The 14,052-nt window shown below is 69.8% G+C and carries 17 protein-coding genes; 9 read left to right on the plus strand and 8 right to left on the minus strand.

Features of this window, described 5'->3' with window-relative positions; all coding sequences use genetic code 11:
• Positions 1-34: 34 nt before the first annotated feature.
• Positions 35-403, minus strand: a complete 369-nt coding sequence (locus ACTWQN_RS23715) for a DUF4180 domain-containing protein (protein WP_443205749.1) — start codon at positions 401-403, stop codon at positions 35-37.
• A 160-nt stretch (positions 404-563) separates the two neighbouring features.
• On the opposite strand from ACTWQN_RS23715, the gene ACTWQN_RS23720 reads away from it, so the two are divergent.
• The 3 genes from ACTWQN_RS23720 to ACTWQN_RS23730 all read left to right on the plus strand — a co-directional run bounded on the left by ACTWQN_RS23720 (position 564) and on the right by ACTWQN_RS23730 (position 2,758).
• Complete coding sequence (locus ACTWQN_RS23720) at positions 564-1,004, plus strand: helix-turn-helix domain-containing protein (RefSeq protein WP_443205750.1); 441 nt, start codon at positions 564-566, stop codon at positions 1,002-1,004.
• Entirely contained in the window at positions 1,001-1,867 is an 867-nt protein-coding gene (locus ACTWQN_RS23725) for an alpha/beta fold hydrolase (protein WP_443205751.1), read from the plus strand. The genes ACTWQN_RS23720 and ACTWQN_RS23725 overlap by 4 nt, the downstream gene beginning before the upstream one ends.
• A gap of 210 nt (positions 1,868-2,077) precedes the next feature.
• Positions 2,078-2,758, plus strand: coding sequence for a DUF899 family protein (locus ACTWQN_RS23730; protein ID WP_443205752.1), 681 nt, complete (start codon positions 2,078-2,080; stop codon positions 2,756-2,758).
• A 65-nt stretch (positions 2,759-2,823) separates the two neighbouring features.
• On the opposite strand, the gene ACTWQN_RS23735 is transcribed toward ACTWQN_RS23730, so the two are convergent.
• Both ACTWQN_RS23735 and ACTWQN_RS23740 read right to left on the minus strand, forming a co-directional pair.
• On the minus strand, positions 2,824-3,543 hold the full coding sequence (locus ACTWQN_RS23735) for an SDR family NAD(P)-dependent oxidoreductase (RefSeq protein WP_443205753.1): 720 nt from the start codon (positions 3,541-3,543) through the stop codon (positions 2,824-2,826).
• A 137-nt stretch (positions 3,544-3,680) separates the two neighbouring features.
• Positions 3,681-4,631: a TetR/AcrR family transcriptional regulator C-terminal domain-containing protein gene (locus ACTWQN_RS23740; RefSeq protein WP_443205754.1), complete on the minus strand. Its 951-nt coding sequence runs from the start codon at positions 4,629-4,631 to the stop codon at positions 3,681-3,683.
• 196 nt (positions 4,632-4,827) lie between these two features.
• Here ACTWQN_RS23740 and ACTWQN_RS23745 point away from each other — a divergent pair, with 196 nt between their 5' ends.
• Together ACTWQN_RS23745 and ACTWQN_RS23750 are read left to right on the plus strand one after the other, a co-directional pair.
• Positions 4,828-5,565, plus strand: coding sequence for a DUF2306 domain-containing protein (locus ACTWQN_RS23745; RefSeq protein ID WP_443205755.1), 738 nt, complete (start codon positions 4,828-4,830; stop codon positions 5,563-5,565).
• A gap of 91 nt (positions 5,566-5,656) precedes the next feature.
• Positions 5,657-7,009, plus strand: a complete 1,353-nt coding sequence (locus tag ACTWQN_RS23750) for an MFS transporter (protein ID WP_443205756.1) — start codon at positions 5,657-5,659, stop codon at positions 7,007-7,009.
• Between the two features lie 288 nt (positions 7,010-7,297).
• Here ACTWQN_RS23750 and ACTWQN_RS23755 read toward each other — a convergent pair whose 3' ends face one another.
• Entirely contained in the window at positions 7,298-8,137 is an 840-nt protein-coding gene (locus tag ACTWQN_RS23755; protein ID WP_443205757.1) for a helix-turn-helix domain-containing GNAT family N-acetyltransferase, read from the minus strand.
• Positions 8,138-8,262: 125 nt separating this feature from the next.
• Complete coding sequence (gene map / locus ACTWQN_RS23760; protein ID WP_443205758.1) at positions 8,263-9,030, minus strand: type I methionyl aminopeptidase; 768 nt, start codon at positions 9,028-9,030, stop codon at positions 8,263-8,265.
• A 72-nt stretch (positions 9,031-9,102) separates the two neighbouring features.
• Between map and ACTWQN_RS23765 the strand changes: the two genes are divergently transcribed.
• Positions 9,103-9,375 (plus strand): helix-turn-helix domain-containing protein, encoded by a 273-nt coding sequence (locus ACTWQN_RS23765; RefSeq protein ID WP_443205759.1) that lies wholly within the window; start codon positions 9,103-9,105, stop codon positions 9,373-9,375.
• A gap of 33 nt (positions 9,376-9,408) precedes the next feature.
• Here the strand turns inward: ACTWQN_RS23765 and ACTWQN_RS23770 are convergent, their stop codons facing one another.
• From ACTWQN_RS23770 to ACTWQN_RS23780, 3 genes are all read right to left on the minus strand, one after another.
• Positions 9,409-10,554, minus strand: a complete 1,146-nt coding sequence (locus tag ACTWQN_RS23770; protein ID WP_443205760.1) for an RNA polymerase sigma factor — start codon at positions 10,552-10,554, stop codon at positions 9,409-9,411.
• Positions 10,551-10,955 carry a YciI family protein gene (locus ACTWQN_RS23775; protein ID WP_443205761.1) on the minus strand — a complete coding sequence of 135 codons (405 nt, stop codon included), beginning with the start codon at positions 10,953-10,955 and terminating at the stop codon, positions 10,551-10,553. The genes ACTWQN_RS23770 and ACTWQN_RS23775 overlap by 4 nt, the downstream gene beginning before the upstream one ends.
• A gap of 255 nt (positions 10,956-11,210) precedes the next feature.
• The gene (locus ACTWQN_RS23780; protein ID WP_443205762.1) at positions 11,211-11,864 is read right to left on the minus strand and encodes an SDR family NAD(P)-dependent oxidoreductase; all 654 of its coding nucleotides are present in this window, start codon (positions 11,862-11,864) and stop codon (positions 11,211-11,213) included.
• 91 nt (positions 11,865-11,955) lie between these two features.
• Between ACTWQN_RS23780 and ACTWQN_RS23785 the strand changes: the two genes are divergently transcribed.
• The 3 genes from ACTWQN_RS23785 to ACTWQN_RS23795 all read left to right on the plus strand — a co-directional run bounded on the left by ACTWQN_RS23785 (position 11,956) and on the right by ACTWQN_RS23795 (position 14,052).
• Positions 11,956-12,324, plus strand: coding sequence for a MerR family transcriptional regulator (locus tag ACTWQN_RS23785; RefSeq protein WP_443205763.1), 369 nt, complete (start codon positions 11,956-11,958; stop codon positions 12,322-12,324).
• Between the two features lie 367 nt (positions 12,325-12,691).
• On the plus strand, positions 12,692-13,228 hold the full coding sequence (locus tag ACTWQN_RS23790; RefSeq protein ID WP_443205764.1) for a hypothetical protein: 537 nt from the start codon (positions 12,692-12,694) through the stop codon (positions 13,226-13,228).
• Positions 13,222-14,052: a hypothetical protein gene (locus ACTWQN_RS23795; protein WP_443205765.1), complete on the plus strand. Its 831-nt coding sequence runs from the start codon at positions 13,222-13,224 to the stop codon at positions 14,050-14,052. The genes ACTWQN_RS23790 and ACTWQN_RS23795 overlap by 7 nt, the downstream gene beginning before the upstream one ends.

Consider the following 14,052-nt stretch of genomic DNA (forward strand, 5'->3'; position numbering starts at 1 on the left):
GTGCGCGCAGGGCGGCAGCGACGATGCTGGCTGTTCAGGCGATGGCGTGCAGCCGGGCGTCGAGGGTGTCGAAGTCGGGCAGGAACCACACGTGGTCGGCCCGGTTCGACTCGTGGACGAGGGCGCGCAGGGCCGAACTCGCCGCCAGGTGCTGGGCGATGTCGCCGACGATGACCAGGCGCAGCCGGTAGTTGACGAACTTCTGCATGATTTCCCCGGCGAAACGGGTTTCCAGGGAGAAGAACCGCTCGTCCAGTCGGCTCGCGGGCACGGCGACCACCTCGGCGCCGACGAAGGCCGCGCCGATGAGGTCCAGCGCGTCCTGCACGGTGGCCACCCGGGGCCCGGCCGGGTCGCACATCAGCACCGGTACCCCGGCTCGCTGCCGCACCACGTCAGGCATTGTCGACCTCCCCAGCGAGCAAGCCGCCTGCGCTGTCGAGCACCGCGATCTTCATGTGGTCGCACTCCTCATCGTCAACGATCATCTGACCGAATTAGACCTCATCATTCCTCAAAATACTCTATCGAGGAACACGACAGGGAATGATACGGTATTTTTCATGCGACAGGAGTTGTTCACGGCGGATGAAGTGGCCGAGCGGCTGGGCCTGCACGTGCGAACGGTGCGCAACTACGTCCGAGACGGGCGGCTGAACGCCGTCCGGATCGGCAAGCAGTACCGCATCGCACGTGCCGAACTGGAGTCGTTCACCGGCCAGCCCGCCGAGCCGACCGTCCGGGAGGCCGTCACCCGCCACCGCCATGTCGGGGTGTCGAGCATCGTCGACATCGACGCGATCAGCCCTGAGACGGCCAGCCGGGTGAGCACCTTGTTGACCACCGCGACAGCCCATCGCCGCGAAGGCGACGAGCAGTTGCACCTGGAGATGATCTACGACGAGCAGCGCGCCCGCCTCAAGATCGTCGTACTGGGCGGCCTGACCACCAGCGCCGACATCTTCGGCCTGATCAGCGCCGTGATCGAGGAGCCGCAGGCATGAGCACGATCTACCGGTCCGACGCCGGCGGCCGCCTGCTGCGCGAGCACTACCGGAGGGCGCTGGAGTCCTGGCCGGTGGACAACGAGCAGTTGCGCGTGCCGACGTGCGAGGGCGAGACGTTCGTCATCGCGTCCGGTCCGGCCACCGCCGCTGCGCTGGTGCTGCTGCACGGTTCGGGCAGCAACTCGACGCAGTGGATGAGCAGGATCTCCGAGCTCGCGACGCATTTCCGGGTGTATGCCATCGACATGATCGGCGAGCCCGGCCGCAGCGCGCCGTCCCGGCCGCCGCTGAACTCGGACCGGTACGCGCGGTGGCTGGACGCTGTCCTGGACTTCCTCGGGCTGGAGCGGGTCCGGATCATGGGGATCTCCCTCGGCGGCTGGCTGGCGTTGGACTACGCCACGCGGCGACCGGGCAGGGTGCAGCGCATGGCGTTGTCGTGCCCGACGGGGATCGGCAGGCAGCGCAAGGGTTTTCTGCTGGGCGCGATGCTGCTGAACCCGCTCGGTCGCTGGGGTCAGCGCAAGGTCGTGACCGGAATGCTCGGTGCGGGGTTGTCCACGATGGACCCGGCGGATGCGGCGGTGGTCATCGAGCAGGTGCTGGTCGTTTCGAAGAACTACCGGTATCGCACGGAAGTGCTTCCGGTGTTCGACGACAACGCGTTGCGGCGGCTGACCATGCCGCTGCACGTGGTCGTCGGGGAACTGGACGTCATGGTGGATTCCGCGGAGACCAAGCATCGGCTCGAATCCGCCGCACCGCACGCGACGGTGCGTCTGCTGCCCGGCATCGGTCATTTCATCCCAGCGCAGGCCGCCGCGGAACTTAGCTTCCTGACCGAACCCGGTCGCGCCTGACCGTCACCCCCGTCCGGGCTGGCCAGGAGGCCGCTCCCCCACTTCTCCGCCGGAGCGACGACCAACGAAGATCGGCGAAACTCCCCTCACCTCGACGAGGAGCGCGCGCACCTTGTCGAACATCGTCTTCGAGCTCATCTGGCGGGGCTTGGCGTGCGAGCAGACGATGGGTAAGGCAGCAGCTACGTGCCGGTTGTTCAGGAGGTAGCGATGCGCCAGACCAATCTCGCTGGAGAATCAGCCGACTACGCCAGTGCCCGCGAGGAGCTGCGCGCAGCCGAGATCGAGTTGATGCGTCACCGCGAACGGGTCGCCGACCTGCGTCGTCGGCTGCCGTCGGGTCCTGTCGTAGCCGACTACGTGTTCGAGGAAGGCCCGGTGGACCTGCACGCGGGTGACGCACCGGTGCGGACGGTGCGGCTGAGCGAGTTGTTCACCCGGCCCGAGCGCGACCTGGTCGTCTACCACTTGATGTACGGCAAGCAGCAGACCCAGCCCTGTCCCATGTGCACGATGTGGATCGACGGGTTCAACGGAATCGCCCACCACGTCGCGCAGAACGTGGACCTCGCGATCGTCGCGGCGGCCGATCTGCCCACGTTGCGGGCGCACGCCCGCGATCGGCAGTGGACGAACCTGCGCCTGCTCAGCGCCGCGGCCGGCACCTTCAAGTACGACCTCGGCAGCGAGGACGCCGAGGGGAACCAGGACTCGACGGTGTCGGTGTTCACCCGCGACAGCGACGGGTCGGTTCGCCACTTCTACTCGGTGCACCCCCGGATGTCCGAGGACATCGATCAGCGCGGTATCGACCTGCTCAGCCCGGTGTGGCACCTCCTCGACCTCACTCCCCGAGGTCGAGGCGACTGGTTCGCGGAACTGGGCTACTAGCGCCGCTCGGATTGGGGCGAGCGCGACCACTCGCCCGTCTGCCGATCGCGCACCGGGTTGAGCTGCTAGCTCGGTCCGGTGGGCGGGGTGGGGCGGTGTCCGGATGTGACCTGTTCGGTCTGTGCGAGCACGGCTGCTCGCCATTCGTCGGGGACGACGGCGAAGACATCGTCGTCGATGGCGCGCAGCGCGGTGTCGGCCACGATGGCCGGGGCGATTCCGTCGGTGGACATACCGGTGGCGACCAGGGCGGGGCAGATCATGCTGACTCGGACCGGTGTGTCGGCCAGTGCCATCGCGGCGTGCTGGGCGATGGCGGTGACGGCGTGTTTGGACGGGCCGTAGGCGCCTCCGCCGGGGAAGACCGCGAGCCCGGCCAGCGAGGCGGTGATCAGCACGTGCGCTGGGTCGCCGGAGGCCAGCAGTTGCGGCACGAAGGCGCGCAGCCCGTTGACGATGCCGCCGACGTTGATGCCGAACACGCGGTCCCACTCCTCGGGCGGGACCTCCCAGGGCGCGCCCAGCGATGATCCGACGACTCCGGCGTTGAGGCAGATCAGCCGCGCGTGCGGGGTCTGCGCGGCGAGGGAGGTCATCGCGGCCGGGTCGGAGACGTCCGCGGTCACGGCCGTGGCGCCGAGCGGTGTCGCGGCCGCGGCGAGCGCCTCGGCATCGATGTCGACCAGGACCAGTTGCGTGCCCTTGGCGTGCAGTGCCTCGGCGAGCGCCCGCCCGATCCCGCTGGCCGCGCCGGTGATGACCGCGGTCGTGGTGCTTGTGGTCAAGGAAATCCTCCGGGGATCGAGGGCACGGCGCTGGGCGAGCGGAAGGCCACTGCGGACGGCGTTGGCGTGGCCGCGGTGCGGAGGTTATCGGGCGTGCTGGTGGCGGCACCACGCGATTTCGCCGTCCAGGCCCGCCGCTATTTCGCGTGTGCGGTCAGGAAGTTCTGGATGCCGTCGAGTTGGCGTTGCAGGCCGAACTCGAACAGTTTGTCCAGGTCGATTTCGACGTCGCTGTAGGCGATGGAGGCCAGGTGCGGGAATCGGCCGGAGCGCATCAGCTCCAGCAGCATGGGTTCGTTGCTGTCGTGGCGTTGCTGCGAGGTGATTCCGACTTCGTGCAGGTATTCGTTCTCCATGGAATGGCTCATCGCGATGCCGCCGACGTAGCCGTTGAGGCTGACCACGATCTGCAGGACGTCGCGCTGGTGGAGGCCGAGTCCGGCTAGGGCGGCGATCTGCCAGTCGACGTGCGCCATGCCGCTGGGCAGGACCGGCGGGCGGGCCAGCGAGGTCAGGGCGACCGGAGCCAGCCAGGGGTGGCGACGGTAGGTGTACCACTGCAGCCGGGCGAGTTCTTCCAGTCGCGGGCGCCAGCCGCGGCGCCTTGGTTGGGGCAGTGGGGATTCGCCGAAGGCGGTGTCGGCCATCAGTCGGATGAGTTCGTCCTTGTCGGGCACGTGTCGGTACAGCGACATGGCGCCGACGCCGAGCTCGGCTGCGACTCGGCGCATCGACACCGCGGAGCGTCCTTCCCGGTCGGCGATGCGGATGGCGGCGTGCACGATCCGCTGTTGGGTGGTGGCCGGTTCGGTGGTGGGGCGGGCCTGGCGGTGGCGGGCGGGTCGGCGCCCGCTGGTGGTGGGGTCGCTGACGATGGTGCCGGTGCCGGGGACGGCGTGCACCAGGCCGTTTTGGCGCAGGGTGGCCAGTGCTTTGGTCGCGGTGGCCATCGCGACGCCCCATTCGTCGATGATCTGGCGGGTGGAGGGAACTCGGTCGCCGGGGCGGAGTTGGCCGGAGTCGATGCGGGCGCGGATGTCGTCGACGATGCGCAGGTACGGCGGTTGTTCTCGGGAGCTCGTCGTCATCGCTGCCCCTCCCTGTCATCGCACTAGTGCATTACCTCGTGGAAAGTGTAGTGCACCAGCGGTTACATCTCATTCGCACTAGTGCGCGCTAGCTGTCATTTCTTGGAAATTGATGGAAATCATCAGGATATTCCCGCGACCGTGGATACGGTGTACGCGTGAGTACGTCGTACGCGTCTGCTGAAGGAGGACGGGAATGAGCACGGCAACACAGCCCGTGGAGGCCGCGGGAACCGCCAGGCCGGCGCCGCGGTGGTGGCGGCGGCCGTGGGTGGGTCCGCTGGCGCTGGTCGCGGTGACCTTCGTCGTTTTGTCGATCCCGCCCTACATCACGCTGGATCCGGCGCTGTCGCGGGTGCCGCAGCCGGAGGGTTTCCCGGCGCACTACCCGCTGCTGGTGGCGCACGTGCTGTTCGCGTCGGTGGCGATCCTGACCTGTTGTTTCCAGGTGTGGCCGGCGTTTCGCCGCCGGTATCCGGTCGCGCATCGCCGCCTCGGCCGGGTCTACGTGGTCGGCGGGGTGCTGCCCGCGGCGGTGATGGCCGCGGTGATCGGGGCGGTGTCGCCGTTCGGGCCGGTGGCGCAGATGAGCAACGTGCTGCTGGCGGTGGTGTGGTTCGGCTGCACCGTCGCGGGTTGGCGGGCGGGTCGGCAGCGTCGTTTCGGTGACCACCGCAAGTGGATGATCCGGTCGTTCGTGCTGACGATCTCGACGGTGACCAACCGGGTGTGGGGCGTGGTGTGGGGTGTCGTGCTGGGGCCGCAGCTGGCGACGACTTTCGACGGCAACGAGGGGTACCTGCTCGCGACGACCGCCGGGTTGACGACCTGGCTGGGCTGGGTGATCCCGCTGCTGATCGCCCAGTGGTGGCTGGAGCGCCGCCCCAAGCGCGCCCTCCCCCGGACCGGGGCCCGTGATCGGGTGGCTGCTTGACCTCCAGTGCGGTGGAAGTTGAAGGGTGGCGGTGGCGGATCGTGCGGTCCGCCTCGGCCTCGGCCGAGTCCTGAAGCCACCCGGGATGGTCATGACCACGATGGATTCCGCTGCCGCGGTGGGACTGCTGGCACGCCCCTACCGGTCGTTGACCATTGGCGCGCTCACGTTGATTTCGCTGGTGGCCTTCGAATACGTGGCGGTGGCCACCGCGATGCCGACGGTGGTGCGAATGCTGGACGGGCTGGCGCTATATGCGCTGGCCTTCGGCGGGACGATGGCCGCGGGCGTGGTGAGCATGGTCGTCTCCGGCGGGTGGAGCGACGCGCGGGGTCCGGCGGTGCCGTTGCGGGTCGGGGTCGCGGTGTTCGCGGCGGGACTGCTCATCGCCGGGGTGGCGCCGGTGATGTGGGTGCTGGTGGTGGGCCGGATCGTGCAGGGCCTCGGCGGCGGGATGATCTCGGTCGCCCTGTACGTGGTGGTCGGGCACGTGTTGCCGGAGCAGCTGCGGGCGCGGTTTTTCGGGTTGCTGGCCGGGGCGTGGTTGCTGCCGTCGATCGCGGGACCGCTGCTGGCCGGGGCGCTGGTGGAGCGGCTGAGTTGGCGGTGGGTGTTCCTGGGCACCGCCGCGCTGGCGTTGCCCGCGTTGGCGTTGGTGCACCCGACGCTGCGCGGTCTGACGTGGTCCGGCCGCCACCGGGCGCGCACTGTCCGTCCACTGTGGGCGGTTGGGGCCGCCGCCGGGGCGTTGGGGTTGCACAGCGGCGGGCAGAACGGGGGCGGGCAGCACAGCGGCGCGGTGGCGGTGGTGCTGGTCTGCGCGGGACTGGTCGCGCTGGTGGTGTTCGCGCCGAAGTTGTTGCCGCCGGGGACGTTTCGCGGCCGGGCCGGGCTGCCCAGCGTGGTGGCGTTGCGGGGTATCGCGGGCGCGGCGTTCTCGACGAGCGAGGTGTTCATTCCGCTGCTGCTGTCGCGGGAGCGGGGTCTGTCCCCCACCGAGGCGGGCTTGGTGCTGACCACGAGCGCGGTCGGGTGGATGGCGGGATCGTGGGTGCAGGGGCGGCTTTCCACGCGGGAGCGGATTCCGGTGGTGGCTGCGGCATCGCTGGCCGTCGGGTCGGTCGGGGTGCTGGTGACGGTGATTCCGGCGGTGCCGTTGGTGGTGTGCATCGCGGGACTGGCGTTGATGGCTGTGGGGATGGGTTTGGTGTATCCGGTGCTGTCGACGTTGACGCTGCGGTTGTCGCCGCCGGACGAGCAGGGTGTGAACAGTTCGGCGTTGCAGCTCAGCGAGTCGCTTTTCACCACGACGGTGCTGGCGGTGACCGGCACGTTGTTCGCCGCGTGGCTGCTGTGGTCGCCCGCCACGGCCTACCTCGCGGGCTTCGGCGCCACCGCGGCGCTGGCGCTGCTGGCGGTCGCGGTGGCCTTCCGCGCCCGGTGACACCCAATCTGCTGCAAGCCCGCACCGCAGCGGTCAGCTTCGTTCAGCGGCTGGCGGTTCGGAAGGAGGTGTCGCTAGCAGGTAGCCGGTGAGGCCGAGTCGAGCCAGCGTGCCCTTGATGTCCACGTCGATGGCGCCGACGCGGGTGCACACCCGGAGAAGAACGACTGGTGCTGCTGAGGGGGCCGCATCTGCACGGCCACAGCCTCCCAGGGCACGAGGTGACAGCTGACCGGGACGACCTTGGTCCCTGTTTCTGGCTGGTCCGATTGTTGGTGTGCGGGTGGGTTATTGGACGGGCGAGCGCCGTTCGATGAAGGCCGTGTCGTGCCAGACGCCGTCGCGTTGGGCGATGCGTTCGCGGATGCCGACGGTGCGGTAACCGGCGGCGTGGTGCAGGGCGATGCTGGCGCGGTTCTCGGTGAAGATCGCGGTCTGCAGGGTCCAGAGTCCGGCGGCGTCGGCGGCCGTGACTTGCTTGTGCAGCAGGGCTTTGCCGACTCCTCGTCCGCGGTGGCCGTCGGCGACGTAGACGGACGTCTCGGCGACTCCGGCGTAGCAGTCGCGAGTGGACACCGGGGCCGCGGCGGTCCACCCGACGACCTCGCCGTCGATTTCGGCGACCCAGCGGTGCTCGGGCAGCCATTTGGCGTCGAGGCTGGCGCGGCTTGGCACCGTGGTTTCAAAAGTGGCGATGCCGGTGGCGATGCCGGTGGCGTAGATGCGCCGCACGGCTGCCCAGTCGTTTGCCGCGAGCGCGCGGACGGTGACGTCGGCGGGCAGGTTGTCGGGGCAGCAGGGGCGCGGGGCGAGCAGGCCCATGACGGCGTCGGCGGCGTGCGGCAGTCCGGCGCAGCAGGCTTCGTTGACGGTGACGATCGTGGCGGTGCCTGCTTTGCGGAGGCGGACGAAGCCGACGTCGGCGAGTTTGCGGACGTGGTGCGAGGTGGTGGACTGGCTGGTGCCGAGGATCTCGGTGAGCGCGCCCACGGTGATGCCTTTCGGGCTGGTGGCCACCGCGTGCAGCAGGCGCACCCGCACCGGCTCGGCGAGGCAGGCGAACCAGTCGGCGTAGGTGGCGGCTTCGCCGGGTGGCAGGACCTGGGCCTGGGGCAGCGCGATCGACATGACCGCCATTTTATCGATCCCAATCGATAGTCGCATCCACCGAGTCATGCGGTCACCGATCGTCGCGCAGTGGACGGACGGGGCGATTTCCGCCCCGGTGTTGTTCGCGAAATGTTCGGCTGCCCCTACGGCGTGGTGAGCACCCGGGGTCCGTCGTCGGTGATGGCGATGGTGTGCTCGACGTGGGCGGCGCGGCTGCCGTCGCCGGTGCGCACCGTCCAGCCGTCCTCGTCGGTGCGGATGTCGTCGTGTCCGCCCGCGAGGAACATCGGCTCGATCGCCAGGACCAGCCCGGGGCGCAGCGGGGCGCCGCGGCCCGGGCGTCCGTCGTTGGGCACGAAGGGCGCTTCGTGCATGTCGCGGCCGACGCCGTGGCCGCCGAGGGGGCCGGGAATGCCGTACCCGGCGGTGCGGCCGAGCACGCCGATGGCGCGGGCGATGTCGCCGATGCGGCCGCCGGGCTGGGCGGCGGCGATGCCTTCGGCCAGGGCCTGCGCGGTGGTCTCGGTCAGTTCCACGTCGGTGGGGTGGGCGGTGCCGACGCTGAAGGTGATCGCCGCGTCGCCTACCCAGCCCTGCACGCGGGCGCCGCAGTCGATGCTGACCAGGTCGCCGTCGGCCAGCCGCTGGTCGTCCGGGATGCCGTGCACGATGGCGTCGTTGACCGAGGCGCAGATCACGCCGGGGAACGGGGTGGGCGCCCAGTTGGGCCGGTAGCCGAGGAACACCGGTTGGGCACCGGCGTCGGTGATGACGGCGTGGGCGAGTTCGTCGAGTTCGCGCAGCGGGGTGCCGACGCCCGCGTGCGCGCGCACGGCGTGCAGGGTTTGGGCGACGACGCGACCCGCTTCCCGCAGCACGTCGATCTCGGTGGGTGTTTTCAGTTCGATCACGCGTGTCTCCCACACCACTACTGGCACACCACTACTGGACCCAATAACTATACCGATATTAGTATCACGGTCATGGTGCGTGTGCCGCTGAACGAACAGCAACGGCAACGAGGCGAACTGCTCGGCCAAGCACTGCGGGCCGCTCGCGGCGAGCGCAGCATGGTCGAGATCGCCGCCGCGTCCGGCATTTCCACCGAAACCCTCCGCAAGATCGAGAAGGGCCGCATCCCCACCCCGGCGTTCTTCACCGTCGCCGCGGTGGCCGACGCGGTCGGTTTGTCGCTGGACGCACTGTGCCGGGAAGTCGCGGCCGCGCAGGCCGCACACCAGCGCATCCCCGCCTGACCCCCTGGCTCGGAGGCGCGGCGGCTTCAGGACTCACGGCCGCAACAGTTGCCGCACCCGTGCGGCTTCGCGGGTGAGGTGGTCACGCTCCAGCACGCTGGTCGCGGCACGGGATGCCTCGGCATACAGCTCGGCGGCGTGTTCGAGGTCACCGGCGCGTTCGCGCAGGTATGCCGTCACCGCGGCGTAACGGGGCAGGTCGGGGTTCACGTCAGCCAGTGCTGCCAGCCCGGCCTGCGGTCCGTCGGCCTCGCCGACCGCCACTGCGCGGTTGAGCCGCACCACCGGGCTGTCGGTCAGGAGCAGCAGTTCGTCATACCACTCCACGATCTGCACCCAGTCCGTCTCGGAGGTGCTCCGGGCGTCCGCGTGCAGGGCGGCGATCGCGGCCTGCGCCTGGTATTCGCCCAGCCGGTCGCGGGCCAGCGCGGCCTGCAGGATCGTCACCCCCTCGGCGATCAGGCCGGTGTCCCAGCGCGATCGGTCCTGCTCGGCAAGCGGTACCAAGCGACCTCCCGGGCCAGTGCGAGACGCGCGACGCGCATGATGCAGCAGCATGAGCGCGAGCAGCCCCGCGACCTCGGGCTCGTCGGTCAGGGCGACGAGGTGGCGGGTGAGGCGGATCGCCTCGGCCGCCAGGTCGACGTCCCCGCCATACCCCTCGTTGAACACCAGGTAGAGCACCCGCAGCACCGTCCCGAGGTCGCCGGGCTGGTCGAGCCGCAGCCCCGCGATCCGCCGCTTGGCCCGGCTGATCCGCTGCGCCATGGTCGACTCGGGGACGAGGTATGCCGTCGCGATCTGCCGCGTGGTCAGGCCACCGACCGCGCGCAGCGTCAGGGCGACGGCCGATCCCGGGGGCAGGATGGGGTGCGCACACAGGAAGTAGAGCCGCAGCGTGTCGTCCGTGGCGGGCACCGGGCCGGCCGGGGGCTCGACTTCGACGGCGAGCTCCCGGCCCCGCCGCGACGCCTCGGCGCGGGCGGCGTCGAGGAACTTGCGCCACGCGACCGTGACCAGCCATGCCTTCGGATCGCACGGTGGATCGTCCGACCAGGTCTCCAGCGCCCGGATCACGGCCTCCTGCACGGCATCCTCGGCCGACGCGAAGTCGGCTCCGCGCCGGACGAGGACACCGATGACCGCGGGCACCAGCTCCCGCAGCAGCGACTCGTTCACTCGGTCACCGTGGGCGGCTCGGTGAGAAACGGTCGAACCTCAAGCCACTCGTGGATCGGCTCGCCGCCTGCCCCGGGAGCGGCGGATAGTTCCCCAGCCAGCGCGACCGCGCGATCCCAGGACTCCACGTCGATGACCATCCAGCCCGCGATGAGGTCCTTGGTCTCGGCGAACGGACCATCGGTCACCGGTGGGCGCCCCTCGCCGTCATACCGCACGAACACGCCTTCGGGAGCCAGTGCCTGGGCGTCGACGAACTCACCCGTCTCCTCCAAACGGGCTGCGAAGTCGCGCATGTACTGCACGTGCGCGTCGACCTCATCCGGCGTCCATTGGTCCATCGGCGCGTCGTTGACCGAAGCCGGGGCGCCGCGGTAGTGCTTCAGCAGCAGGTACTTCATGGCGGTTCTCCTTCTTCATCGCGGCCCGTCATGGCCGCTGGTGTCCCTGGGACGGAGCCAGCACCACATTCTCGACACCCGGAGCGTGCCGAGTTCCACGAGGTGGCCGTCACCGCCGAACGAGAACCCGCACGCGAGCCGATCGCCTAGCGGACACGCGCTACCCGGTATCAGAACACCGTGTCGCGCACCCGGTGGCGCCGGGCTGCGCGAGCTCGCCCTCGATGTCCACGTCGATGGAACCGGAGCTCGCCGCTATTCCGCCAGTCCTGTGTGGACGATCTCGTGCTGCCACCGCTGGGGTGTTTGGGTGTGCAGCCGCCAGTAGTGCTCGGCGATGTCGTCGGGATCGAATGCCGTGCCGGGGGCGACCGGGCCGTCCACGGTCACGGTCGCCACGTGCACCCCCGATGGCCCGTATTCGGTGGCCAGCAGTGCGACCAGCGCGCGAACCCCGGCCTTGCCCAGGGAGAGGCTGACGTAGCGGGGATCGGGTACCGGCATGCCGCCGGTGATGATGATCGAACCTCGACCGCGCTCGGCCATGGCGGGCGCGACGTGCGCGGCGGCGGTCAGCGCTGCGATCACGTTGACCGACCACGCCCGAAGGTGCGCGTCGACGGACAGCTCGCCGGGCGAGTCGGCCTGGATGATCGCCGCGTTGTACACCACGACCTCCGGCGGGCCGAGTTCGGCGGCCGCCGCGTCGAGCGCGGCGCGCAGCGCTGACGCGTCCGTGGCGTCGGCGCGCAGTCGCACGACCGGTGTTGCACCGAGGGTGTCGGCGACGGTTTCCAAGGTTTTCCCGCCGCGGGCGACGAGCGCGACCGACCAGCCCTCGCGCGCGAACCGGCGGGCCACCGACTGACCGATCCCCGGTCCCGCACCGATGATCACAACCACGGGCATCAGCTGTTCCTCCACCTGCCTCGACTGCGGATGGCAGGAAAGCTAAGGTCTCACATCGATGTGAAGGTCAACTGCGGATGGGTGAGGTCACATGCGAATCGGTGAGCTGGCCCGCAGGACCGGCGTGAGCCAGCGACTGCTGCGGTACTACGAAGAACAGGGCCTGCTGCGGCCCGCTCGACTGCCCAACGGCTACCGCGAGTACGCCGAGTCGGATATCGCCGCGGTGTCGCACATCCGCTCGCTGCTGGCCGCGGGCCTGCCGACCGCGGTCATCGCGCAGGTGCTGGGGTGCGTGCACCACGACGGCGACCGGCTCGTGCCATCGGCATGCCCGGGCATGCTCGCCCACCTGCGCCGCGAGCACACCCGGCTCACCCGGACGATCACGCGGCTGCGGACCGCTCAACACGCCCTCGGCGCCATGCTCACCGACGCGCAGCAGCGCACCGATCACTAGCCGTGGTGATCGTCGATCCGCGTGTCGGCGAAGCATAAGACTTTCTTAAGCGCGGTTGAAATTGCTCGGTGCGACGGCATTTCCGGCGCGCTCCGGCGAATTCCACATGATCCCATCTGGTCCTTTGAGGACTGTCCACAAGTGATGGTGGATCCGACACTCTTCGTGTCCGGGCATGCGTGTTCCGGTGACCGGCACCCGCCAGCGATCGAAATCACAATCGTCGCGGGGCGATTCCATACGCTCCGACGATCCGCCGGAAACCGAATACGCCACTCCGGCATCGGGCACGGATTCGTGACGAATTCGCTACGATTCGCCAGCCGGGTCGGGGAAAACAACGGCACCACACCGAAGGAGTCACCAGTTGCCTGCCGAGCATCCCGACCAGTTACGCCGCTGGTGGTGGAAAAGCCCGCTGGCGGCACGGCTGCTACCCGCCGTCGCGCTGCTGGCCGCGACCGGCGCCGGTGTCGTCGGCGCCATGCCCGACGCCGGTGGCCACGGCATCGCCAACCCACCGCACCCGCCGCAGGCCCCCGTCGGCTACCTCACCCCGACCAACACCACACCGACAACCACGACCACCACCACCGCCACCACCGAACCCGAACCGACCACGATCCCGACCAGCACCCCCACGACCAGCCGACCCCCGACCACCACCACCACCAGCACCAGCACCACGACGACCTCGCGGCAAACCCGCCCGCCGCGCCCCACCAGCACCGACACCGACGAGCGCCCGCGCCCCACCACCAACCCGCACGACGACTGGGTCCCGGTGGTCACCGAAGGCGACCGCTGCTCCCGGGAAGGCGACTTCGCCCGAACCCCCGACGGCGCGGCCGCCAGCTGCAGGCGGGCCGACGACGGCAAGCTGAGGTGGACCACGCAATGGTGAACAACACCGACCGCCACCACACCAGCGCACTTCGCGTGCTGGAAAACGGCCCGCACGCCCCGCAATGCCCCAACGGGCACGGCCCGCTGACCACGACCACCGACCACAACGCCCCGACCGGCGTCGCCATGGTGTGCCCGACCTGCGGGAGACGCCGCGGCATGGAAGTCGCGATGCTGCGCACCCTGCTCAATCCCGAGAACACCAACTTCGACCAGCCGCTGGCAGTCCCCACCGACAACCCCTCGCTGGCCGCCACCATCGAGATGGCGCCGCTGCGCACCACCGAGCTGGGCCCCACCGACATCGCCCGCGAACCACTGGCCAAGATCACCCCGGAAACCACCCGCGACGACCTCGACGAACCCGACGAGCACTACTTCGACTTCCCCGGCCAACTCCCACCGCCACCCCGCGGTCGCCAACCCGACGGCACCATCCGCACCACCGGCTGGCTGCAACTGGGCCCCTGGCCCATCAGCTCCGGACTGTGGGCCGCACTCACCGGAGCCGCACTCGGCCTGGCCCTCATCGACCTGCAAACCTGGCTACCCGTGATCCTGGCCGCCACCGCCTACGCCACCTGGTTCACCACCACGCGCTGGCTGCGGCCAGCGTCCTCGGCCGCCAACGTCGGCCGCGTGCGCGCCGAAGACCTCCACCCCGACACCCCGGTGCGCATCTACGGCCCCATCGGACCGGTCGGCATCGTCGACCAGGTCACCCCGGCCAGCTACCAGCAGGTCCTCGTCCGGTTCACCGGCGGCACCCAACGCTTCCTACCCGCCGACACCCGCTGCCACGTCGTCGAACTCCGAAGCTGA

Origin of the sequence: Saccharopolyspora antiqui (assembly GCF_052246905.1) — a bacterium.
Lineage (GTDB): Bacteria > Actinomycetota > Actinomycetes > Mycobacteriales > Pseudonocardiaceae > Saccharopolyspora.